The following is a 19,810-nucleotide window of genomic DNA, read 5'->3' as shown; positions in this document are numbered from 1 at the left end:
ATTTACTATTTCTAAGAAAATTTACATGGGGACTGCACTCTTTATGGAAGATACCCATATCGACTATTGAAATCCTTTCTAATTAAGATGCAATTAATCAATATTTTTCTCTAAATCCCTCATAATAAAGATAAGTTAAGTAATGCAAACTCTATTGGAAAACAATGCGTATAATCCTTATGACTGGTAAAGGAGGAGTTGGAAAAACCTCCGTTGCAGCGGCTACAGGGCTGCGGTGTGCAGAATTAGACTATAAAACCCTAGTTTTAAGTACCGACCCTGCCCATTCCCTTGCCGATAGTTTTAATTTAGAGTTGGAACACAATCCCCGTAAAATTTGTTCTAATCTCTGGGGGGCTGAATTGGATGCGCTTATGGAGTTAGAAAATAACTGGGGAGCAGTTAAACGTTACATCACCAAAGTATTACAAGCGAGAGGACTCGATGGTATTCAGGCTGAAGAATTAGCAATTTTACCTGGAATGGACGAGATTTTTGGCTTAGTACGTATGAAACGTCACTATGATGAAGGAGACTATGATGTTTTGATTATTGATTCAGCTCCTACAGGAACAGCCTTAAGGTTGTTAAGTATACCTGAAGTAGGAGGATGGTATATGAGACGCTTTTATAAGCCTTTACAAGGAATGTCTATTGCATTAAGACCGTTAGTAGAACCCTTATTTAAGCCTATTGCAGGATTTTCTTTACCTGATAAAGAAGTAATGGAAGCCCCCTACGAATTTTATGAGCAGATTGAAGCATTAGAAAAAGTCTTAACAGATAATAATAAAACTACAGTCCGCTTAGTCACTAATCCTGAAAAAATGGTGATTAAAGAATCATTGCGCGCGCATGCTTATCTAAGTTTATATAATGTGTCCACAGATTTAGTTGTAGCTAATCGCATAATTCCTGATACAGTTACGGATGATTTTTTTCAAAGATGGAAAGAAAATCAACAAATCTACAGAAAAGAAATTTACGATAATTTTCACCCTTTACCTGTGAAGGAAGTTCCCCTTTATTCTGAAGAAATGTGTGGATTAAAAGCTTTGGAAAGGTTAAAATCAACTCTATATGATAACGAAGATCCTACTCAGGTTTACTATAAAGAAAATATTCTTAAAGTAGTTCAAAATGCTGAAGGCTATATTTTGGAGTTGTACTTACCAGGAATACGTAAAGAACAAATTCAACTTAATAAGACAGGAGATGAGTTAAATATTCGAATTGGCAATCATCGTCGGAATCTAATTCTCCCTCAAGCTTTAGCAACTTTAAAGGCTTCAAGTGCAAAAATAGAAAACGATTACCTAAGAATTTGTTTTCTTCTCCAGGAAAAATAAAATTTTAGGCGATTGGTCCAAAATTTTAAGAAAATAATAATTGAACGTAATTTATGTCTTTGACTTTTATTGCTCTGAAAACTTTCGTAGTATACTGGATCAATAATTCTGAATTCAAATTTAATTACTAAATACGGTTTATTTACAAAAAGAAAAGCCAATATTATATTGGAGTAATATCAAGGAGAAAACAAGCCTTAGTACATAACATATAATAATTAAGATAACAAATTAAACTATTAAGAACTAACAGAAAATAGTCGCTTCTAATATTCTAGAAAACTTTACTTGATCCTAGTTCGTGTGCACAAAAATCTAAAAATCTTAGTATTTTTATTGGTTTTGAATAAATTAAATAATATTTAACAAATAATGTTCAACCTACTAATTTATTAAGTAAAATACCTTGTTCCAATAGCATAGATAAATCATGGTCATTTAGATGTAACTAAAAAACTGGGTCATTAAGAAATTCCCAAAACCCAGTTAATTTAAATAAATTTAAGATTTTCCTGAACTTTATAGAAGATAAACCAGGATAAAAAGGATAATCCAAATTACATCCACAAAGTGCCAGTAAATTTCGGCTGCTTCAACCCCAAAATGAGACTCACTAGAATAATGCCCTTCTTCTTGTGCACGCCATAACACTGCTAGTATTAATAACAGACCAAAAGTAACATGAAGTCCGTGAAATCCTGTTAAGGCATAGAAACAACTGGCAAACAAATTAGTGGTTAAACCCATCTCTAGATGGAAGTACTCATACATCTGACCGATAAGGAAAACAAGCCCCATAACAGCTGTCATACCAAACCAGAATTTTAACCCAGAAATGTTATTTTTCTTAATAGCAGTCTGACCTTTATGCATCACAAAACTACTAGCAACTAGAATTATCGTATTAATCCCAGGCAATAATAATTCTAATTCCGGTGTTCCTTCGGGAGGCCAAACAGGAATTATCGTGCGATAAACAATAAAGCCAGCAAATAGTCCTAAAAATATAGAACTTTCTGCTATTAGAAAAAGGGCAATCCCAAAAAAGCGATGGTCCGGATGACCACTATGATGACTTACAGTTCCTTGTGACTGTTCAATTGCTGATCCTTGCATAACTATTGTTTGATCGAGTAATAGTGACAGAGTAAATCTAAGAGAAAAAGAACGAAAAGAATAGCGATCACGCATTATACAGATTAACCGTGATCGCTTTTGTTCATGAGCATTATCTCGATTGAGAACCGACTTCCTTTAACATATCGTCGATAGTTTCCCCCCCATTGAAAACTTCTGAATCTGTACCGTAGTCGTAGGGACCTGCCCATAATACGGGTGTTTCTTCAAAGTTTTCAATGATGGGAGGAGAAGCAGTCTGCCATTCTAGGGTATAAGCACGCCAGGGGTTCCGAGCAGCTTTGTCACCTTTGTTCAAACTCCAAAGAATATTGATAAGAAAGGGAAGACTAGAAACAGCTAGAATATAAGCCCCAACAGTGCAAATTAAATTGATGGGTTCAAACTGCACATCGTAAAGGGCAATACGACGATTCATCCCCATTAAACCAAGTTTGTGCATAGGTAAAAATGTAATATTTAAACCGATGAACAAGAGGATAAAGTGTAATTTACCGAGAGGTTCATTAATCATCCGTCCCGTCATTTTAGGGAACCAATGATAAAATCCGGCAAACAGTCCCATAGCTGCTCCACCAAAGAGGACATAGTGAAAATGTCCTACCACAAAATAGGTATCATGGACGTGAATATCGAAAGGAACGGAAGATAACATAACTCCCGTTAAGCCACCCATGACGAAGGTTGCGATAAACCCAACACCAAATAACATGGCAGTATTAAGGTTAAGTTTTCCTCCCCAAAGGGTTGCACACCAACTAAAGATCTTAATCCCCGTAGGAACAGCGATCAGCATAGTAGCCGCCATAAAGAAGATCCGTAACCAACCTGGCGTTCCACTAGTGAACATATGATGTGCCCAAACAATTAATCCCAGAAAGCTAATAGCTAAACTAGAATAAGCGATCGCTCTATAGCCAAAAATCGGTTTACGTGAATGGACAGGTAATACTTCAGAAATGACCCCAAAGAAGGGTAGAATCATGATATATACAGCTGGATGGGAGTAGAACCAGAACATGTGCTGGTAAACGATTGGATCTCCTCCCCCTGTAGGATTAAAGAATGCAGTGCCGGCAATGAGATCGAAAGAGAGAAGTACTAATGCTGCAGCCAAAACAGGGGTAGAAAGCAGAATTAATGCAGAAGTCGCCAACATTGACCAACAAAACAGAGGCATACTGTGGAGACCCATATTCGGAATCCGCATTTTAAAGATGGTAGTAACAAAATTGATTGCTCCCAAAATTGAGGAGGTTCCCACCAATAAAACACTCAAAATCCAAATTTCTTGTCCCCACAACCCGCTAACTAAACTCAGGGGAGGATAGGAAGTCCAACCAGACTGGGCAGCCCCATCAGGAACAAAAAAGCTGGCTAGTAGTAGGATACCCCCTGGAGGGGTTAACCAAAACGCTACTGCATTAAGAGTAGGAAAAGCCATATCTTCAGCCCCTATCATTAGAGGAATTAGATAATTGGCAAAAGCAGCCCCCGCTGGAACAATCCACAAGAAAATCATAATTGTTCCGTGGATGGTCATAACTTGGTTATATACAGCCGGGGTAATTAAATCGGGGTTGGCGGTGGCTAATTCCGTACGAATTACTTCTGCAAAAGCCCCACCAACAAAGTAGAAAATGAAAGAAGTAACGAGATATTGGATCCCAATCACCTTATGATCGGTGCTAAAGGTGAAATAGTCCGTCCACTTCCTTTCTTTATGTACCGTATGGTTTGATTCGACTACTGTTGTCATAGGAAATTGAATGATACTTTACAATGACTTAGAGAACAATTAAGTTGTAAGGTATATGGCAATATACACTAAGGTCAATAAATTGTTGTATCCAACTTTTTCCCCCTTGTCTTTTGCCTAGTCCTTTAGGGATGATGCACCCGAGCTAGGGTTTCCTTGTTAATACCCATTTTGTGGGCATAAGGGCGAAGAAACTTTTCTCGAGAGATATTTTCTGGATTGACTGCTACTGTTTCATCCAAGCTTGCTTTTTGGATAGGTTTATTTGTTTCTTCCCATTGAGCATAAGTTTCTTCGTCTTCAACGTGAAGAACGGATTTCATCCCACCATGGAAAGCTCCACACAATTCGGCGCAGACAATGGGATAGTCCCCTTCTCTATTTGCAGTAAATGCTAGAACTGCATTTCTTCCAGGAATCGCATCCTGTTTGAGACGTAATTGAGGAACCCAAAAGGCGTGGAGAACATCAGTTGCAGCAATAGTCAATTGAACAGGACGATTTTTAGGGACATGAAGTTCTCCTGAAATAATTCCCGTCTCAGGATAGGTAAAGACCCAAGCATATTGCATTCCTTGAACTTTTACCATGAGAGGAGCAATTTCTCCGCTTTCATTAGCAGAGGTCCCGATTCCTAAGGCAACTTGCTTGTGATTACTATCCATCGCAATTTGTTGAGGTGGGGTATCACTAGAAATTATGGGATCAAGTCCCCCCATGTTGCTATAGACCTCAAAACTATAGAGAGCAAGGATAAAAACGATAACGGTAGGAATAGCTGTCCAAAAAATTTCCAAAGGGACATTTCCTTCGATAGGTGGTCCGTCAGTTTGATCGTTGGGACGACGGCGAAATTTGATTAAACAAAACACAAGGGTCCCTTCTACTAGTAAAAAAAGGCCCATGGCAATGCTCGCCATAAAGTTAAAAATGCCGTCCACTTGTGTGGCATCGTAAGAAGCAGCCACTGGCATAAGCCCGTGATTTTGACCAAACCATAGGCTAATGAGAGTGATTACGACACCAACAATCAGGGTAATGATATTACTGGGAATCTTCACGGTTGTTGATAAGGATATACAATTCGCTACTTAATCAACGGTAAGACATACTTCTCAAAATAGCGGGTATCTTTATGAGATCTTCAACGAATCTTTTGTTTTACTTTAGAATTTGGAAAGTAACAAAATCTTAATACATCATACATTTTTATTTATTTTAAATAAAATTACACTAACAAACATTTTGTGCAAAAACCAAGTACATAATAACGAAACTCAATTCTTTAATTAAAATCAGAAAAGCTATAAGTTCTTCACATATGGATCGTATCGTATGGTTGTATTTTATATATCATTCTAATCTCAACATCAATCAATAATATAACTTAATTAATGTTTATTGCGTCAACAATAATATATCAATACAAGTATTTTAGCTATCCAAATAGCTAGATCAAACACTAATCTTTTATTCATGCATAGAAAATCTAAGTCTTATATAATTAATTGTTGGAGATAAAAACCATGCTATTTTTTAATATGTAATATTTTTAATTAAAAATTTAAGCTAATTTTTTAAAAAAAGGTTTCCAAACACAATGTCTATAGATTAGACATGCATTTTCTATACTTAAATAGTTAAGTAATTCTCAGAAACAATTGTAAATAAGTTGATATCTCCGTATTGGTAATAATAGAAAACGAATATAATATTTAATTATACTGAGAGGAATAAGAGGGAGGAATTCCTTTCAGAGAAATTAACGCTTCAATTACCTTTTTCGCAATAGGCGCAGCTACTGTTGAGCCGTAAGTATTTGACCCTTTGGGTTCGTCTATCACTGTCATCACCACATAGCGAGGATTGTCTACCGGTAAAATCGCTACAAAACTTGTTATTTTCACATTAGGTAAATATCCTCCCCCAGGACCTGCTTTTTGGGCTGTTCCTGTTTTGCCTCCAATCCGATACCCCAAAATTTGGGATGCTTTCCCCGAACCATCAGTAACAACAGTTTCCATCATCTCTACTACTTGCTGACTTACATTAGATGACATAATTTGTGTAACTTTATGTTTGGGTTTCCAGTGTAGATGACCATCAACATCAACTAATCCCCGAACTAGATGAGGAGTAACTAATTTTCCTCCGTTGGCTAACGCTCCATGTAATTGAACTAATTTGATAGGAGTTAAAGACAGACCTTGTCCAAATGAGGCTGTAGCCACTTCAATTCCTCTTTTAGTGAATATTTCTTCACTTTTGAGATAACCACCCACTTCCCCTGGTAAATCAATTCCAGTTTTTCTATTAATTTGTAATTGCTGTAACCGTTGATAATAATCGTTGCGACCCAATCGCCGCATCATATGAACCATAGCTACATTACTAGAGGTTTGTAAAATCTCAGCAATGTTAATCTCTCCATGCCCTGTCTTAGTGGCATTGTAGATGTTCCAACCATCTACCTGAACTGATCCGGAATCGTGAATTATTGTATTTGCCTGGATTACTCCAGCTGTAAGGGCTAAAGCAACATTAAGTGGTTTAAAAGTAGAGCCTGGTTCATAAAGATCAGTGACAGTCCAATTCTTGAATAATTCTATCCTAGATTTATAATATTGGTTAGGATCGAACGTAGGTTCACACACTAAAGATATCAATGAGCCATCAGTGCTATCCATAATAATTACTGCTCCCCGTTTAGCATTGAATTTGTCTAGTTGCTGTCGGAGAGCAGCCCGTGCAGCTCTTTGTATTCGCATATCTAAGGTTAGTTGTACCCGTAGATCATTAGATTTCAGTAAGTTTTTGGGTAAAAATGCAGGAACAATCTCTCCTAAAGCCGTACGACGTACATATAAACTTAGTAGATCTCTTTCCAGCAGCTTTTCCTGACTGCGTTCAATTCCTGCTTGTCCATTGCGATCACTATCAACATAACCTATAATCTCAGACACCATTTTTTCTTGAGGATAAAAGCGAGCATAGGACTCATTCAGCTCGACCCCATCTAGACGTAATTTGTCAATTCTAGTCGCCTGGCCTTCTGTTAAGTCACGGGCTATGGGAATGCCCGTATCACGTTGTTCAAACTGTTTAATAAGTTGCTGTGGGGTTTTATCCTTTAGGATTGAACTAAGTTTAATGGCTACTTCTTTTTTAGTTATTTTAAATTGAACAGGGTGGACATAAAGAATATGTACGAGGCGATCAGTCGCTAACACATTACCCTGACTGTCAATAATAGATCTTCGTGGAATATAAGGTCTTAAATTAACCGTTTGTTGTGATCTCGCCTTTTTTTGCAACTCTGGTGCTTGAACAATTTGTAATTGGTATAATTTTACTCCTAGGCCAATCATTGCCCCTATTAATACTCCCCATACTAATAAGAGTCTCAACTGGGGTAGGGTAGTCCTTTTTTTAGAACTAAGAGCTGGCGGAGAACGTCGTGGTCCACGACTAGACGAGTCCGATTTTTGAGGAAAACGACTTTTTCTGTCTGGATGCTTAGATCCAGATGAAAACCGCTTGAAGTTAGATCTACTCATTGAGTTGTAGGAAGTTTGGCATTAGGAAGTGGATAATTTCGATATTCTCCGTACTTTAAGCTATTACGACGGCAAATACACAACCCCATAGATAAGGCTTAGGTATTCCTATATATTATTAACTTCCTAAAAACCTAATCGGTCCAGTTGGCTAATACACCATAAACAATTATATTTGAACACATTTAGGATAAATAATCGATGATGTTTAAGTACATACCTGTAATTATTTATAATACTCAACCTATTGAAGCATTAAAACAACTACGTCACAAGTTAATAAGCTATAGGACCTTCAGCAAACCAAAGGTTACTCCTATTGGAAATCGTAGTATCAGTAACAGAAGAGGGGACAACCTTGACATCTGGGATAAAAATTAAATCTTCTGGATGAAGTTGAGTTAAACCTACTTCTGGTTTTTGGGCTTGTTGAGCTAATTGGTGTTTTAAGACTTCGTTAGCTCCAACCAAATAGCGTTCTTCCTGCTGTAGTTTTGTCAATTTTCTAAACTCTTGACTCCAGAGGCTTGGAACCCGAACTGTCCATCCATAAACACTTAAAGTTAAAGTCACTAGAATAAAAGCAATAGTAACAGAAACTTTATTAATAAGTAGAAGAAACTGTAAATCATAATGTACTTTATCGTTTTTTCTTGGTATTTTTGCAATTTCTCGGAAATTAGCTGATGAAACCGATGAATAAGTCGATAAAGCCCTCCGTGATTTCTTCAAACGTGAGGATTCAGGGATGGATTGATAATCACGTGCGGAAATCATAATCTAGTTTGCATTTTTATTGGACAAGAAATGACTCAAGGGAATTCCGAGCAACCAATATTGGCGATTAATCCGTATAGTGCCTCGTATGTACTATTGAGACGAGAGCAACCTTCTTTATGTTGCATAACAACCCAACTGTTCTGAAACAGAAGACTTATCATATATGAGAGTCTATACTTATCTTTTTAATGATTATCTTTGTGATTTTTTATGGTCTATTTCTCGAAGAGATGTTGGTTTAGCTTCATGATGTTCACAACAATTTTCCTTAACTTCAGATTTTATATCTTACCTGTTCAAGGACAGCCACAATTGTACAATCCCATTCCCTTAGCCTCTAATAATAAAGTTATAGATACTCTCTCTGCTCAAGATATTCCCACTGGAGAAGGAGGATTTGCTCGTGATTATTTGGTAGAGCTTGAACATGGAGATCAGGTAGCAATTGATCTGATGTCTGAAGAATTCGATAGTGTTGTCTTATTATTAGCAGCTGACGGGTCTACCATTGCGGAGAATGATGATGGACCTGACGGTTCTACTAATTCCCTATTGTTTGCTCGGATTACTGAAAGTGGAAAGTATATTATCCGAATCCGTGCTTTTGGAGAGACAGGAGGAGGTAAATTTACTCTTAAATTAGATCGCCTACGTCCAGTTAAAAACTTACGTAGCAAACCAGCAAGTTAAGATACTTAAGATTAAAGCTTCACTCCATTCTATCACTGCACCATAGGTATCTCCTGTATGTCCACCTAAGCGCTTATAAAACCAGAACCCTGTAATGATGGCAATGGTGCTTCCAACTACAGCAACTCCAACTCCTAACCACAAACAATGAATATTAAATAAGATTAATAATCCACTGAGGGTTAATAATCCTCCTAATCCTAAAAACACATCGTGGGGTAACTGAATACTCTGTTTATGAAATGCGCCTTTACCGGTAGGTTTTAAGTAAGGATAAAAAATGATAGCAACAACATGTCCCCATCGACCCCATCCTGCAGCTATCATCAACGCAAACCAACGATAATTAGTTATTTCACTTAAAGCAATAGTTTTTAACCCTAATATAACTACTGCGGCCATTACACCAAAAGCTCCAGTCACGCTATCTTGCATAACTTGTAATCGACGAGCAGAATCAGTTACCCCTAATCCATCAGCTGTATCAATAGCCCCGTCTAAGTGTAATCCCCCTGTTAAAACAAGCCAAACAGCGACAATTAAAGCACTACGGATGGCAATGGGGAACCCTAAAAAGCAAAAGCCTATATCTGTCAGTCCTAATCCTCCTCCAAGTATTATTCCTAGCAATGGAGACCATCGAGCCAGTTGTTGAAACAACTGTGGCCATTGAGAAGGAAGAGGAATAATTGTATAAAATGTAATTGCGCCTAAAAATGTTTTTAGCTCATACTCAAGATGCTGAACCATTTTTTTGACCATTTAGATACCGTTCAGTATTGACTGAGATAATTTGTTTAAATGCTAGTAAGTTAACTTAATTATTAGCAATTGGGGGACTATAGCTTTTTTATTACCTGAACCCTAATATAGATTAGCCTTTACACAGCTCCAGTTTAAAGCAACTGAAATTAAAAAAAGAGATTATTGAATACGAGTCTACATAAAAATTATGCTTACACTATTAGGATAATAAAGGTTATTAAAATTAATCTGCGCAAACAAATTATCATGAGAACAAGAATAATGATCCTATGTAAAAACAAAAAAATACAAGTCAAATAAATAGTTTACCAGATAAAACTATCATAAATATTTTTAAAAATTACTAAGTGAGTTTAACAAATATAAAAAACTTGTAAAATTATATAAAGTAGTTCGAAAAAACCGCTTGAGAGAAAGATAGAAATAATGTATATCAAATATCTTTTAAACACCTAATCTCCTTGGAAAAACAAAAAAGCTAAGTAAAATAACAGAATAATATACATTATTTTCACAAAAGACTATAAGTAAACAAACAAAGATCAACCTATATCATAAATAAAAACAAGCTAAAGAATATGATTTTAGACAAACAAGTAAATAAGTCCCCGATATATTTTTTGTAATAAGTAACAGATATAGTAATTATTATTGATAATAAACTAGTGTATATAAGTGGCTTAGTGAAAGATTCACTTAAGTAATAAAAATAAAAAAAGTTACATGTACAATTTCATGTTAACTTATAGAGAAGGAAAAGATTTTGTGGTAAGAGAATGGCATATAATTTTATGAAATCAACAAAAACCTAACTATAATTGCTATTGCTTGAGTGTAAAAATATAAAATGATTCTTTCCTTCACGCTATTACCTACTTGTTAATTAACAAGTAGGTAATAGCGTGAAGGAAAGACTACATTGGGTTATCTTTAAGCTTGATGAGATGATCATGGAATTTTGAGCCAAGACCGTATGAGAGACAATTACTTTTGCTTATATATCCTTTTTCATTAAGTATTTACTATTAGACTAGACTAGTAATCATGCTTATGGGCAGTTTGCTATGAATTATAACTACTATTATATACTCTTTGCATTATTAACTTTAGTCTTATCGTCAACGACGAAGATATTATGATGAATTATTGAGATTTTTAGTGATCCTAAATAGGAAACTATCATTAGTGATAGTTCCCTATATCTTAAATATTCAAAATTTTGACTATTGATAATTACATCGTTCATATACTCAAAATACTTCCTGTTATCTAATTTAAAATCGTTGTTATCTAAGATTGACTACTACTACTCATTTTTGTTAAACCCTAAAATTGAATTCTAATCTGGATGCTGTAACTCTTTTGGACAACAGAAATAATTATTTTTATGTTTAAGACGATTAAATCGATTCGACTTGATTAGTTCTAGATTTGTTACCATATATCAGAGTGTGTACCCGCCATTGGGGAGACGATTCAGGATAATCAGTTCGAAAATGTCCTCCACGACTTTCTTTTCTAAACAAGGAACTTTTTAAAATTAAGTAAGCAATATCCAATAAGTTTAAAGTTTCTGCACAGATTCGTAAATTAGTGTGTGCTGTATGAGAGTCAAATACTATCTGCTGACCTGGTTCTAGGTCTAATATGTATTGGCTACTGTCGATATACTTTAACTGTTCTCGCCAGTCTTGCACTTGATCTAGGGCTGTTTCTAACAAATTTTTCTCACGACAGATACCCGCACTTTTCCATAGTAAAATCGGTAAATTTCGGTTAATATTCTTAATTAATTCTATTTCTGCACCCCACTCCCCTTTTTTTCTTACAACCGAAATTTTATCTGGGTTAATTACCGGTGGCGAACTTACTTCTATTTTAGACAACTGAGCTGCAAATACCAAACACTCTAACAAAGAATTACTCGCTAAACGATTAGCCCCATGAACTCCTGTACTAGCAGTCTCTCCAATTGCGTAGAGTCCTTCAATAGAAGTCTCATTCTTGAGGTTTACGCAGATACCTCCCATCCAGTAATGAGCAGCTGGAGCCACAGGAATTGGCTCTTTAAGCACATCTATACCCCAATTTCGACAGACCTGAAGAATATTAGGAAAACGACGGAGAATTCGTTCAGACTCAATAGGACGTAAATCAAGATATACATAGCCATGAGCAAGATCCACTGCAGTCTTTTCTAAGTGGCTAAAAATAGCACGACTCACTACATCTCTAGGAGCTAACTCCCCCTTTGGATGATACTCAAAAGTAAAGCGTTGTCCTTGGTGATCAATCAGGTGTGCTCCTTCTCCCCTCACCGCTTCACTAATAAGAAAATGGGGAGCATTATGTTTAATTAAGGCTGTTGGATGAAACTGAAAAAACTCTAGATCTTTGAGAACTGCTCCTCCTCGCCAAGCTAAAGCTACACCATCTCCTGTACTAACAGTAGGATTAGTTGTTTGAGCATACACCTGACCGCCTCCACCGGTGGCTAAAACGACTGCAGATGAACGAATCCAATGGATTTGGCTCTTATATAGAACGCTGATTCCTAGACATTGTTTTTGCAGGGAATCAAGCCACAATTTCAAAGCAACTGCTTGAGAAAGTATTGTAACGTTGGGGCGTTCCAATACTTTCTCTGTGAGAGTATTAATGATTGCTCGTCCTGTAGTATCTGCTGCATGAAGTACGCGAGCATGAGAATGGGCAGCTTCTAGAGTCATAGCCAACTGACTATTTTTTCGATCAAATGCTACCCCCATTTTTACTAAAGAATCAATTGCACTGGGAGCCTCATTAACAAGGAATTCGACAGCACTATAATCACATAATTGAGCACCGGCTTTAAGGGTATCTTCTAGATGAAACTGTGGAGAGTCATTAGGAGCGATTGCTGCTGCGATTCCCCCCTGTGCCCAATCACTGGCTCCTGTTTTCAGGGTATCTTTGGTAATTAATCCAACTCGATACTTTGGTGGCAAACATAAGGTACCATACAGTCCAGCAGCCCCTGAACCCACCACTAAAATATCAAATCGGGTTGTCGGAAAGTCAGCAGGCATAGAATTAGCTGGTGATATCAAGGTAGTAAAAAATGATTATCTATAAACTTTCTCTGATTTTAACTTTTTTATCCTAACAAAGGCCTTCTCTTTTTCTAAGTCATTTTTAGTAAGCATCAGAGATTAAGTATTTTTTATTATAAATTCTAAAATTAAAAGATTTGCTTCATATTTTGGCAAATTTCTTTGTAAACTGCTTTCTTCTTTTTCACTGAGTTTAAAGATATTTAAAATTTTATCCACATTCATCGCTAGGGAAATTGAACAGCAGTGATACTGACTCAGTTAGGATAAAAGCCATTTTTGTAAAACTTACGAATATTGTTATTGTTTACACCATTTATGAGTGTATGGGGTTAACTTGATATCTACTGGGTTAAGAGTTGGTACAGCTAGGATTTAATTCCTTAATCTTAAATAATTAATTATTATGCTCAAAACAACGATAACCGAAACTTTCATTAAATTAATTCTTTTTACTGGAAATAAATATACTAAAATTAGTATCAGATTAGGAATAAAATAGACAAGTTTCAAACTGATTAACTAGTATAAATACCATAATAATTTTAAAAATATAAAATAGTTTAAAATTATTTTATCTGCTTTTATTAATGATATTTTTTAATATAAGTCCAAGTATAAATCATGAATTTATATAGTCTGTAATTAATACTTATCCTAGCTCAAAATAAAGAGATAAAAAAGTTAATGTTGCAAACAGTGAAGGGTATTTTGTAAGTAAAAACAATACCAATTAAAAAAGTAATTTACCTAAAAATGAAGTATAAAATTATTTATGTTTTTTTATAGATATATACTAATAATTTGAGAAAAAAGTCAAAATAACAGTCTTGGAAGTTTTCAGTTACTAATTTGTTACGATCGGTATATTGAAGACCAATAAAATTAATCAATTACTCTAAATGTCTCAATTTTTTTCTTCCATTGTCTTTCCATTTGCCATTGTTGCATTACAACAGCGATATCTGGTTTTCCTTTTAATAAAAAACCTGCTTGAGTTTCATTCCAACGAATCATCCAAGAAGGCTGAAGTCCTAAAACTAGAATACAAAAAGAGAGGATAAAAGCAGGAATTCTCTCTGTCCATAAAACACGGGGTAATTGAGCTAGTTCAGAAGTTAGTCTGCCAAAAAAGACACGGTTAACCATTAATGAAAAATAAACTGCTGTTAAACCACTTCCAATCAAACATAATAGAGTTTGAATCGGAAAAATAGAAAAGCTTCCGCGAAATACCAAAAACTCTGCAATGAAACCAGCCATACCTGGGATTCCCATGCTCGCCATTACAGCTAAAACCATTAAACTTCCCGTAATTGGTAAACCCCGTTGAGGGTTGAGCAACCCTTGTAAAAAGTCCACATCACGGCTTCCGGTCTTCTTATAAACAACCCCAACTAATAGAAACAATAGAGAAGAAATTAACCCGTGACTGACCATCTGAAAGGTCGCAGCAGTAATACTTAAACGAGTTGCAGCTGCCGCAGCTAATAAAATATAGCCCATATGAGCAATGGAAGAATAGGCGATCACTCTTTTCATGTCTTTTTGAAGGATTGCACATGATGCCCCATACAAAACACTAATAGCGGCTAATGTAGCTAACCAAGGAGCTATAAATACCCAAGCATCCACAAATAATCCTATTCCAAAACGTAATAATCCGTAGGTCCCCAATTTCAATAATATTCCTGCCAACAAAACGGAAATAGGAGTCGAGGCTTGCACGTGAGCATCAGGTAACCAGGTATGGAAAGGAAAAATGGGTATTTTAATTCCTAACCCAATGACAAGTGGAGTTAGTAAAATCAATTGAGTTGATAAAGGTAACGTATGGGTGCGTAATGCCTCATAATCAAAGTTATATGACTTTGAGAGCCATACTAATCCCAAGAAAGAGGTTAAAATCAAAATTCCTGAAACTGTTGTGTATAAAAGAAATTTCATTGAGGCATAACCTCGCTTTGCTCCTCCCCAAATTCCGATGAGGAAATATAGTGGGATAATTTCTAACTCAAAGAAGAGAAAAAAAAGTAAAACATCCTGGGCAATGAGTGCCCCCATTACCCCACTATTGAGTATTAGAATCAAGATATAATAAAACCGAGATCGCTTAATAGTTTGACTACTAGCATAGATAGAAATTAAGGTCAATAAACTGTTGAGAAAAATTAGAGGATATGAAAGTCCATCAACCCCTAAATGATAATTCAATCCAATCTTCTTAATCCAAGGTACATATTCAGTAAACTGGATATTTGGATTAGTAGGGTCGAAATTAAAGCCGAGAACAATATTGATAATGAAAGGTATACTTGCAATTACTATAGCCAATAAGCGACAGTGGATTGAATTCAATTTTCCTGGATACAAAGCGATTAGGATAGCCCCTACCAATGGAATCCAAATCAAGGCACTGAGTATCATTAATGTATCAACTCCTTACTGTTACTAAAAGTTTGAACTGAATTCAAGAGATTAAAGACGACCAATAATTGACTATTATTCCCCACTTCTCGCCAAGAACAAGCCACATCAAACAACTCACTCCAACTAAAATAGTCAAGATGTAAAATTGTGATTGTCCAGACACATTATACTTTAAAATATTGCCACTAAAAATAGTAGCTAAACTCACTAAATTAACGACTCCATCTACTACATATCGATCAAACCAAATAATTAAACAAGATATTCTTTCTAATGTCGTTACCACCGTTACTTCATAAAAACGGTTTAGGTAAAAATCATAAGCAAATAAATCTTGGAAAAATCGTAGATAGAATTGGGTCGGCCTAGTCCAAGATCGTCGTAGGGGACTAATAATCCCAAGGAAACAACCAACAATTCCTGATCCAACTGAAAGAGGTATTGCCCATTGAACAACTGTGATCCCTTTATCAGTTAAAGGTGATATAGTCGATAGCCAAAATGGCCAGCGAATTGGAACAATTGAAGCAATTAGAGTTGTTAGAGTTAACGTTATCATTGGAAGAGCTATCGACCAAGAAACTTCGGGAGTTCGACGGGCTTTAGATTGAGAACTGCCCAGAAACACTAAACGGAAGACACGGGTTAAATTCCAAGCACACAATAAATTTACAAACAAGACAATCGCACATAACCATATAGGTATGTTCCAATCTCCGTTAAACCAGCGTTGGAATGTCCAAAACATCCCTAAAGGTAACAATGCAACCAATCCTGCAGCACCTGTAATAAAACTAGTGGTAGTAGCGGGCATTCTTGACCAAATTCCTCCCATCTCCATTATATTTTGATTATAAGTTGTTAGAATAACCGCACCGGCGCTCATAAATAACAAGGCTTTGGTGATCGCATGTGTAAAAACTAGTAATAAAGCAATATCGACTTGACCCAACCCAACTGCAATAAAGACTAAACCTAAATAGGCACTAGTAGAATGGGATAGAGTTCGTTTAATATCAATTTGTGCCAATGCCATTAACGAGGTTCCCACTGCTGTTATTGACCCCAAGATAATTAGTATTTCAGAAGATACAGGAGAAAGGGTAAACACGGGCTGTAATTTAACTAACACATATGCTCCAGCAGAAACTACTATTGAATTTCGCATAATCCCTGCAGGAGTTGGTCCTTCCATTGCTTCATCAAGCCATAAATTTAGTGGAAACTGGGCACATTTGCCTGTGGGTCCAGCAATCAATGATATTCCCAATAATGTTGCAGTCAAAGGAGTTAGATTAGAGCTATTTGCCCAGTTTGTAAGTTCAGAAAATGTCAATCCTTCTCCATAACTAGAAAGAGTAACTAATCCCATCAATAAAATGATATCCCCAACACGTTTGGTTAAAAACGCATCTCTGGCCGCAGTTGCCACCAACGGTTGAGCGTACCAAAATCCTACCAAAAGGTAAGTAGACAAAGTGAGAATTTCCAAAAGACCATAACTAAGCAACAAAGAATCACTAAGAGCAATTCCACCTAAAGCGGCTTCAAATATCCCCATTAATCCAAAAAATCTAGCCAAAGACCAATCTCTTTCCAGATAACCTAAAGCATAAAATTGAGCAAGTAGACTAATCCCATTGACTAATCCTAACGCCCCTAGACTAATTGGAGATAATTCTATAGTTAAGGAGAAATCTAAACCAGCTACCTGAAGCCATTGAAACATTAACTGTTCAGACTCGTGTTGCCAAATAATAGAAAAAGCAAATGAACTATGGATAAATGCCAATGTTATCATTAACAGATTTAAGTAGGCGGCTGGCCTAGGTCCTGTGTGACGAATAATCCCCGAAGACCAGGGTAGAGTCAACACAGAACCGATTAGACTGTAAATCGGGATTAACCAACTACTGTGTATAATAAAACTGCTCATCTGAAGTAGATTATTCAGGTGTCTTTACTCTTATAGAGCATATCAGTTTTTATTTCTAGTTTCTACTTTATTATGACCAGTAAGTTATGAATTTGAAGAGTAAATAGAACAAAATATATTCCAATTAATTTGGATATATTAATAAAAAAATATCAAAGATTTTTTAAGTATTATTTAACCTATAGTTATTTAATTTATTTAAACACTTAATAAGTATAATTAGCTATATATAATAATGATAATAAATAAATCTAAGTAATCAATATAATGTCTCAATTGTCATCAAACTTAATTAAAAAATATATATAGTGCACTAATTGTTATTTATCACTGAAACTTATTATTAGTTTTATTTATCAATCTTTGTTAACTAATAAATCAGAAAACAAAATACTATTCTCCTTTATAGAATGGTTACCAATTGCCTATTTTTTATGGTTTATACATTTACTGCTTTTGCCATATTTCTTTTACTGGCGTCCTTGAATTAACAATATAATAGGTAAAAAAGAGTGGATTTTAACTGATAGGAAGCTGATAGAATCAGTTATTTTTTTATTCTCGTGTTAATATGTCTGAGCATAATGTGAAATATATGCGTTTAGTCAAGATTGGGCCCAATGCCCAAACAAGGAACACCAAAAACTATTAGCTGAAAACCTTGCAAATTCAATTTGCTGTTTCAAAAGCAACAAAGCGTCGTAATTAGAGACTAATTAGTAGGATAAGTTTTAGTGCAAACTTTAAAGTCAGAATAATCAATTAAATACGCTTATTTATGATTAAATACAACTAATTTGTACATAAAATACTAGCAAACATCGTTTTCGTGCCAATTATTGGGGCAGAGTTGCGCTCCCATTAAGAGTAGAATCTGAAGTCGTAGTTTCAGAGGCTTATTTAGGGGAATATATCCCCAGCAAATGGATATATTTCCACACAAAATACTGTGTCTTAGACACGAATGTGTTGAGTAACGATCTTGGTTTTATCACAACAGCAGTAGGTAGCTCAAACTTGGTCTGTCTGCTAAAAAGCACGTAGTGTTTACGAGTATTTACGTAACCGCTTAGATTTTAACAAAGATAACAAAAATATTAACTATCAATCCTTTATGTGTCGACTTGATCGCTGCCTTTTCGTCTAAGACACAATCATAAAAGAACAAGTGAAAACCAATGAGATTAAAAGTCACTATCTCAATGTTACTGCTGGCAATCGGGAAAAAATACTTAAACGAGCAAACTTTACTAAAAAAATTGGCACTTCTACCGTCAAGAAAAATATATGAACGTCAAAAAACTATGACATTCTCTTCCCCATAGGGTTTGTTAACTGGAGAAGTGAAGATCATATTGGAGAATAGCACACTCGAGGAATACTCTCCAACCAAGACTATGCATCTATACCTGGAATCATAGCTGTTGTTTCTCCTCTGATAGTATCTGGTCTCCACGTTTGAATAAATAAAAAGTATTTATAACTTATAATTATGTCTTCAATTAAGATCAGGAGTTATCTATGAAATATAAATAAGTTAACGAGGAAACAGTTTAAGTTTTATAAAATTATCTTATTTACTAAACAGTTAGTATCATTATCAATGAGTTATCGAAAACTAATCAAACTCAGACAATTCGGCTCACTAAATATAAGTCATCCCATAATATTCAAAGGAGAGAAGTATATTTGGAAAAGTTAATAGCTAGAAATAAGGAATTAGTATAATAGTTGCAGCATTATGGCATCTGATAGAGGCGCTACTGTGACTCTACCAAGAACGATAATAGCTAAAATTAGCTAAACAAATATCAAACATCATAGTTGGTTATTAACACTAACACTAACGTTAACAAAACTGTTCCAAGCAGAGATGATATTTATAATTCTAATAATAGAATATAAATTTATGAATCTGAGATAGACAACCTGAATAATCCTTCAACTAGTTAATTGAACAAAGTAAATAGATAAACTATAAAAACTCATCTAGAGAGCCTTGTTACAAGACTCTTTCTTACTTACTTCTATTAACTGATTAACTAACTTATCAACAAATTGTCAAGCAAACTGAGGATATTCTACACCAAGAGTCTACTCCTGAGATTGAATTTGAAGAAAATCCTGATTCCATAATCTATTTCTAGACAAAGTAGAAATTATCTCTGTTCAATGTCTATTTTTTCACGGAAATATTAGCAGAATTACGTAAATATTACTCTGTATATCCTAGTTCCTTTATTTGTGTTTTTAGTTTTGACTATATGAAACAATATCAGGTTATGAACAATAAAGTCCATAATCTGACACTCACG

The 19,810-nt window shown here is 35.4% G+C and carries 12 protein-coding genes; 3 read left to right on the top strand and 9 right to left on the bottom strand.

Annotated elements, in window-relative coordinates; translation table 11 throughout:
• The first annotated feature begins 164 nt into the window (after positions 1-164).
• Positions 165-1,349: a TRC40/GET3/ArsA family transport-energizing ATPase gene (locus tag OXU93_RS00375; protein WP_267383861.1), complete on the top strand. Its 1,185-nt coding sequence runs from the start codon at positions 165-167 to the stop codon at positions 1,347-1,349.
• 519 nt (positions 1,350-1,868) lie between these two features.
• Here OXU93_RS00375 and OXU93_RS00370 read toward each other — a convergent pair.
• The 5 genes from OXU93_RS00370 to OXU93_RS00350 form a co-directional block, all read right to left on the bottom strand.
• Positions 1,869-2,465 carry a heme-copper oxidase subunit III gene (locus OXU93_RS00370; protein ID WP_324127515.1) on the bottom strand — a complete coding sequence of 199 codons (597 nt, stop codon included), beginning with the start codon at positions 2,463-2,465 and terminating at the stop codon, positions 1,869-1,871.
• Between the two features lie 112 nt (positions 2,466-2,577).
• Positions 2,578-4,245, bottom strand: a complete 1,668-nt coding sequence (ctaD, locus tag OXU93_RS00365; RefSeq protein WP_267383859.1) for a cytochrome c oxidase subunit I — start codon at positions 4,243-4,245, stop codon at positions 2,578-2,580.
• Positions 4,246-4,370: 125 nt separating this feature from the next.
• Positions 4,371-5,306 (bottom strand): cytochrome c oxidase subunit II, encoded by a 936-nt coding sequence (locus tag OXU93_RS00360; RefSeq protein ID WP_267383858.1) that lies wholly within the window; start codon positions 5,304-5,306, stop codon positions 4,371-4,373.
• Between the two features lie 654 nt (positions 5,307-5,960).
• On the bottom strand, positions 5,961-7,802 hold the full coding sequence (locus OXU93_RS00355) for a peptidoglycan D,D-transpeptidase FtsI family protein (protein ID WP_267383857.1): 1,842 nt from the start codon (positions 7,800-7,802) through the stop codon (positions 5,961-5,963).
• Positions 7,803-8,078: 276 nt separating this feature from the next.
• A complete protein-coding gene (locus OXU93_RS00350; protein WP_267383856.1) occupies positions 8,079-8,579 on the bottom strand; it encodes a hypothetical protein in 501 nt (166 codons plus the stop codon).
• Between the two features lie 249 nt (positions 8,580-8,828).
• Here OXU93_RS00350 and OXU93_RS00345 point away from each other — a divergent pair, with 249 nt between their 5' ends.
• Complete coding sequence (locus OXU93_RS00345; protein WP_267383855.1) at positions 8,829-9,272, top strand: PPC domain-containing protein; 444 nt, start codon at positions 8,829-8,831, stop codon at positions 9,270-9,272.
• On the opposite strand, the gene cobS is transcribed toward OXU93_RS00345, so the two are convergent.
• From cobS to OXU93_RS00325, 4 genes are all read right to left on the bottom strand, one after another.
• The gene (gene cobS, locus OXU93_RS00340) at positions 9,249-10,034 is read right to left on the bottom strand and encodes an adenosylcobinamide-GDP ribazoletransferase (protein ID WP_416378771.1); all 786 of its coding nucleotides are present in this window, start codon (positions 10,032-10,034) and stop codon (positions 9,249-9,251) included. The two genes, OXU93_RS00345 and cobS, sit on opposite strands and share 24 nt — an antisense overlap.
• Positions 10,035-11,437: 1,403 nt before the next feature.
• Positions 11,438-13,105 (bottom strand): L-aspartate oxidase, encoded by a 1,668-nt coding sequence (gene nadB, locus OXU93_RS00335; protein ID WP_267383853.1) that lies wholly within the window; start codon positions 13,103-13,105, stop codon positions 11,438-11,440.
• Between the two features lie 909 nt (positions 13,106-14,014).
• Complete coding sequence (locus OXU93_RS00330; protein WP_267384883.1) at positions 14,015-15,553, bottom strand: NADH-quinone oxidoreductase subunit M; 1,539 nt, start codon at positions 15,551-15,553, stop codon at positions 14,015-14,017.
• Between the two features lie 46 nt (positions 15,554-15,599).
• A complete protein-coding gene (locus tag OXU93_RS00325) occupies positions 15,600-17,495 on the bottom strand; it encodes an NAD(P)H-quinone oxidoreductase subunit F (RefSeq protein ID WP_267383852.1) in 1,896 nt (631 codons plus the stop codon).
• Between the two features lie 1,593 nt (positions 17,496-19,088).
• Between OXU93_RS00325 and OXU93_RS08665 the strand changes: the two genes are divergently transcribed.
• Positions 19,089-19,223: a chaperonin family protein RbcX gene (locus OXU93_RS08665; protein ID WP_416378798.1), complete on the top strand. Its 135-nt coding sequence runs from the start codon at positions 19,089-19,091 to the stop codon at positions 19,221-19,223.
• Positions 19,224-19,810 lie beyond the last annotated feature (587 nt).

This window comes from Cyanobacterium sp. uoEpiScrs1 (assembly GCF_947331815.1).
In the GTDB taxonomy this organism is placed as follows: Bacteria; Cyanobacteriota; Cyanobacteriia; order Cyanobacteriales; family Microcystaceae; genus Rippkaea.
Note: the sequence above shows the minus strand (reverse complement) of the source record. Positions and strands in the feature narration are given on the sequence as shown.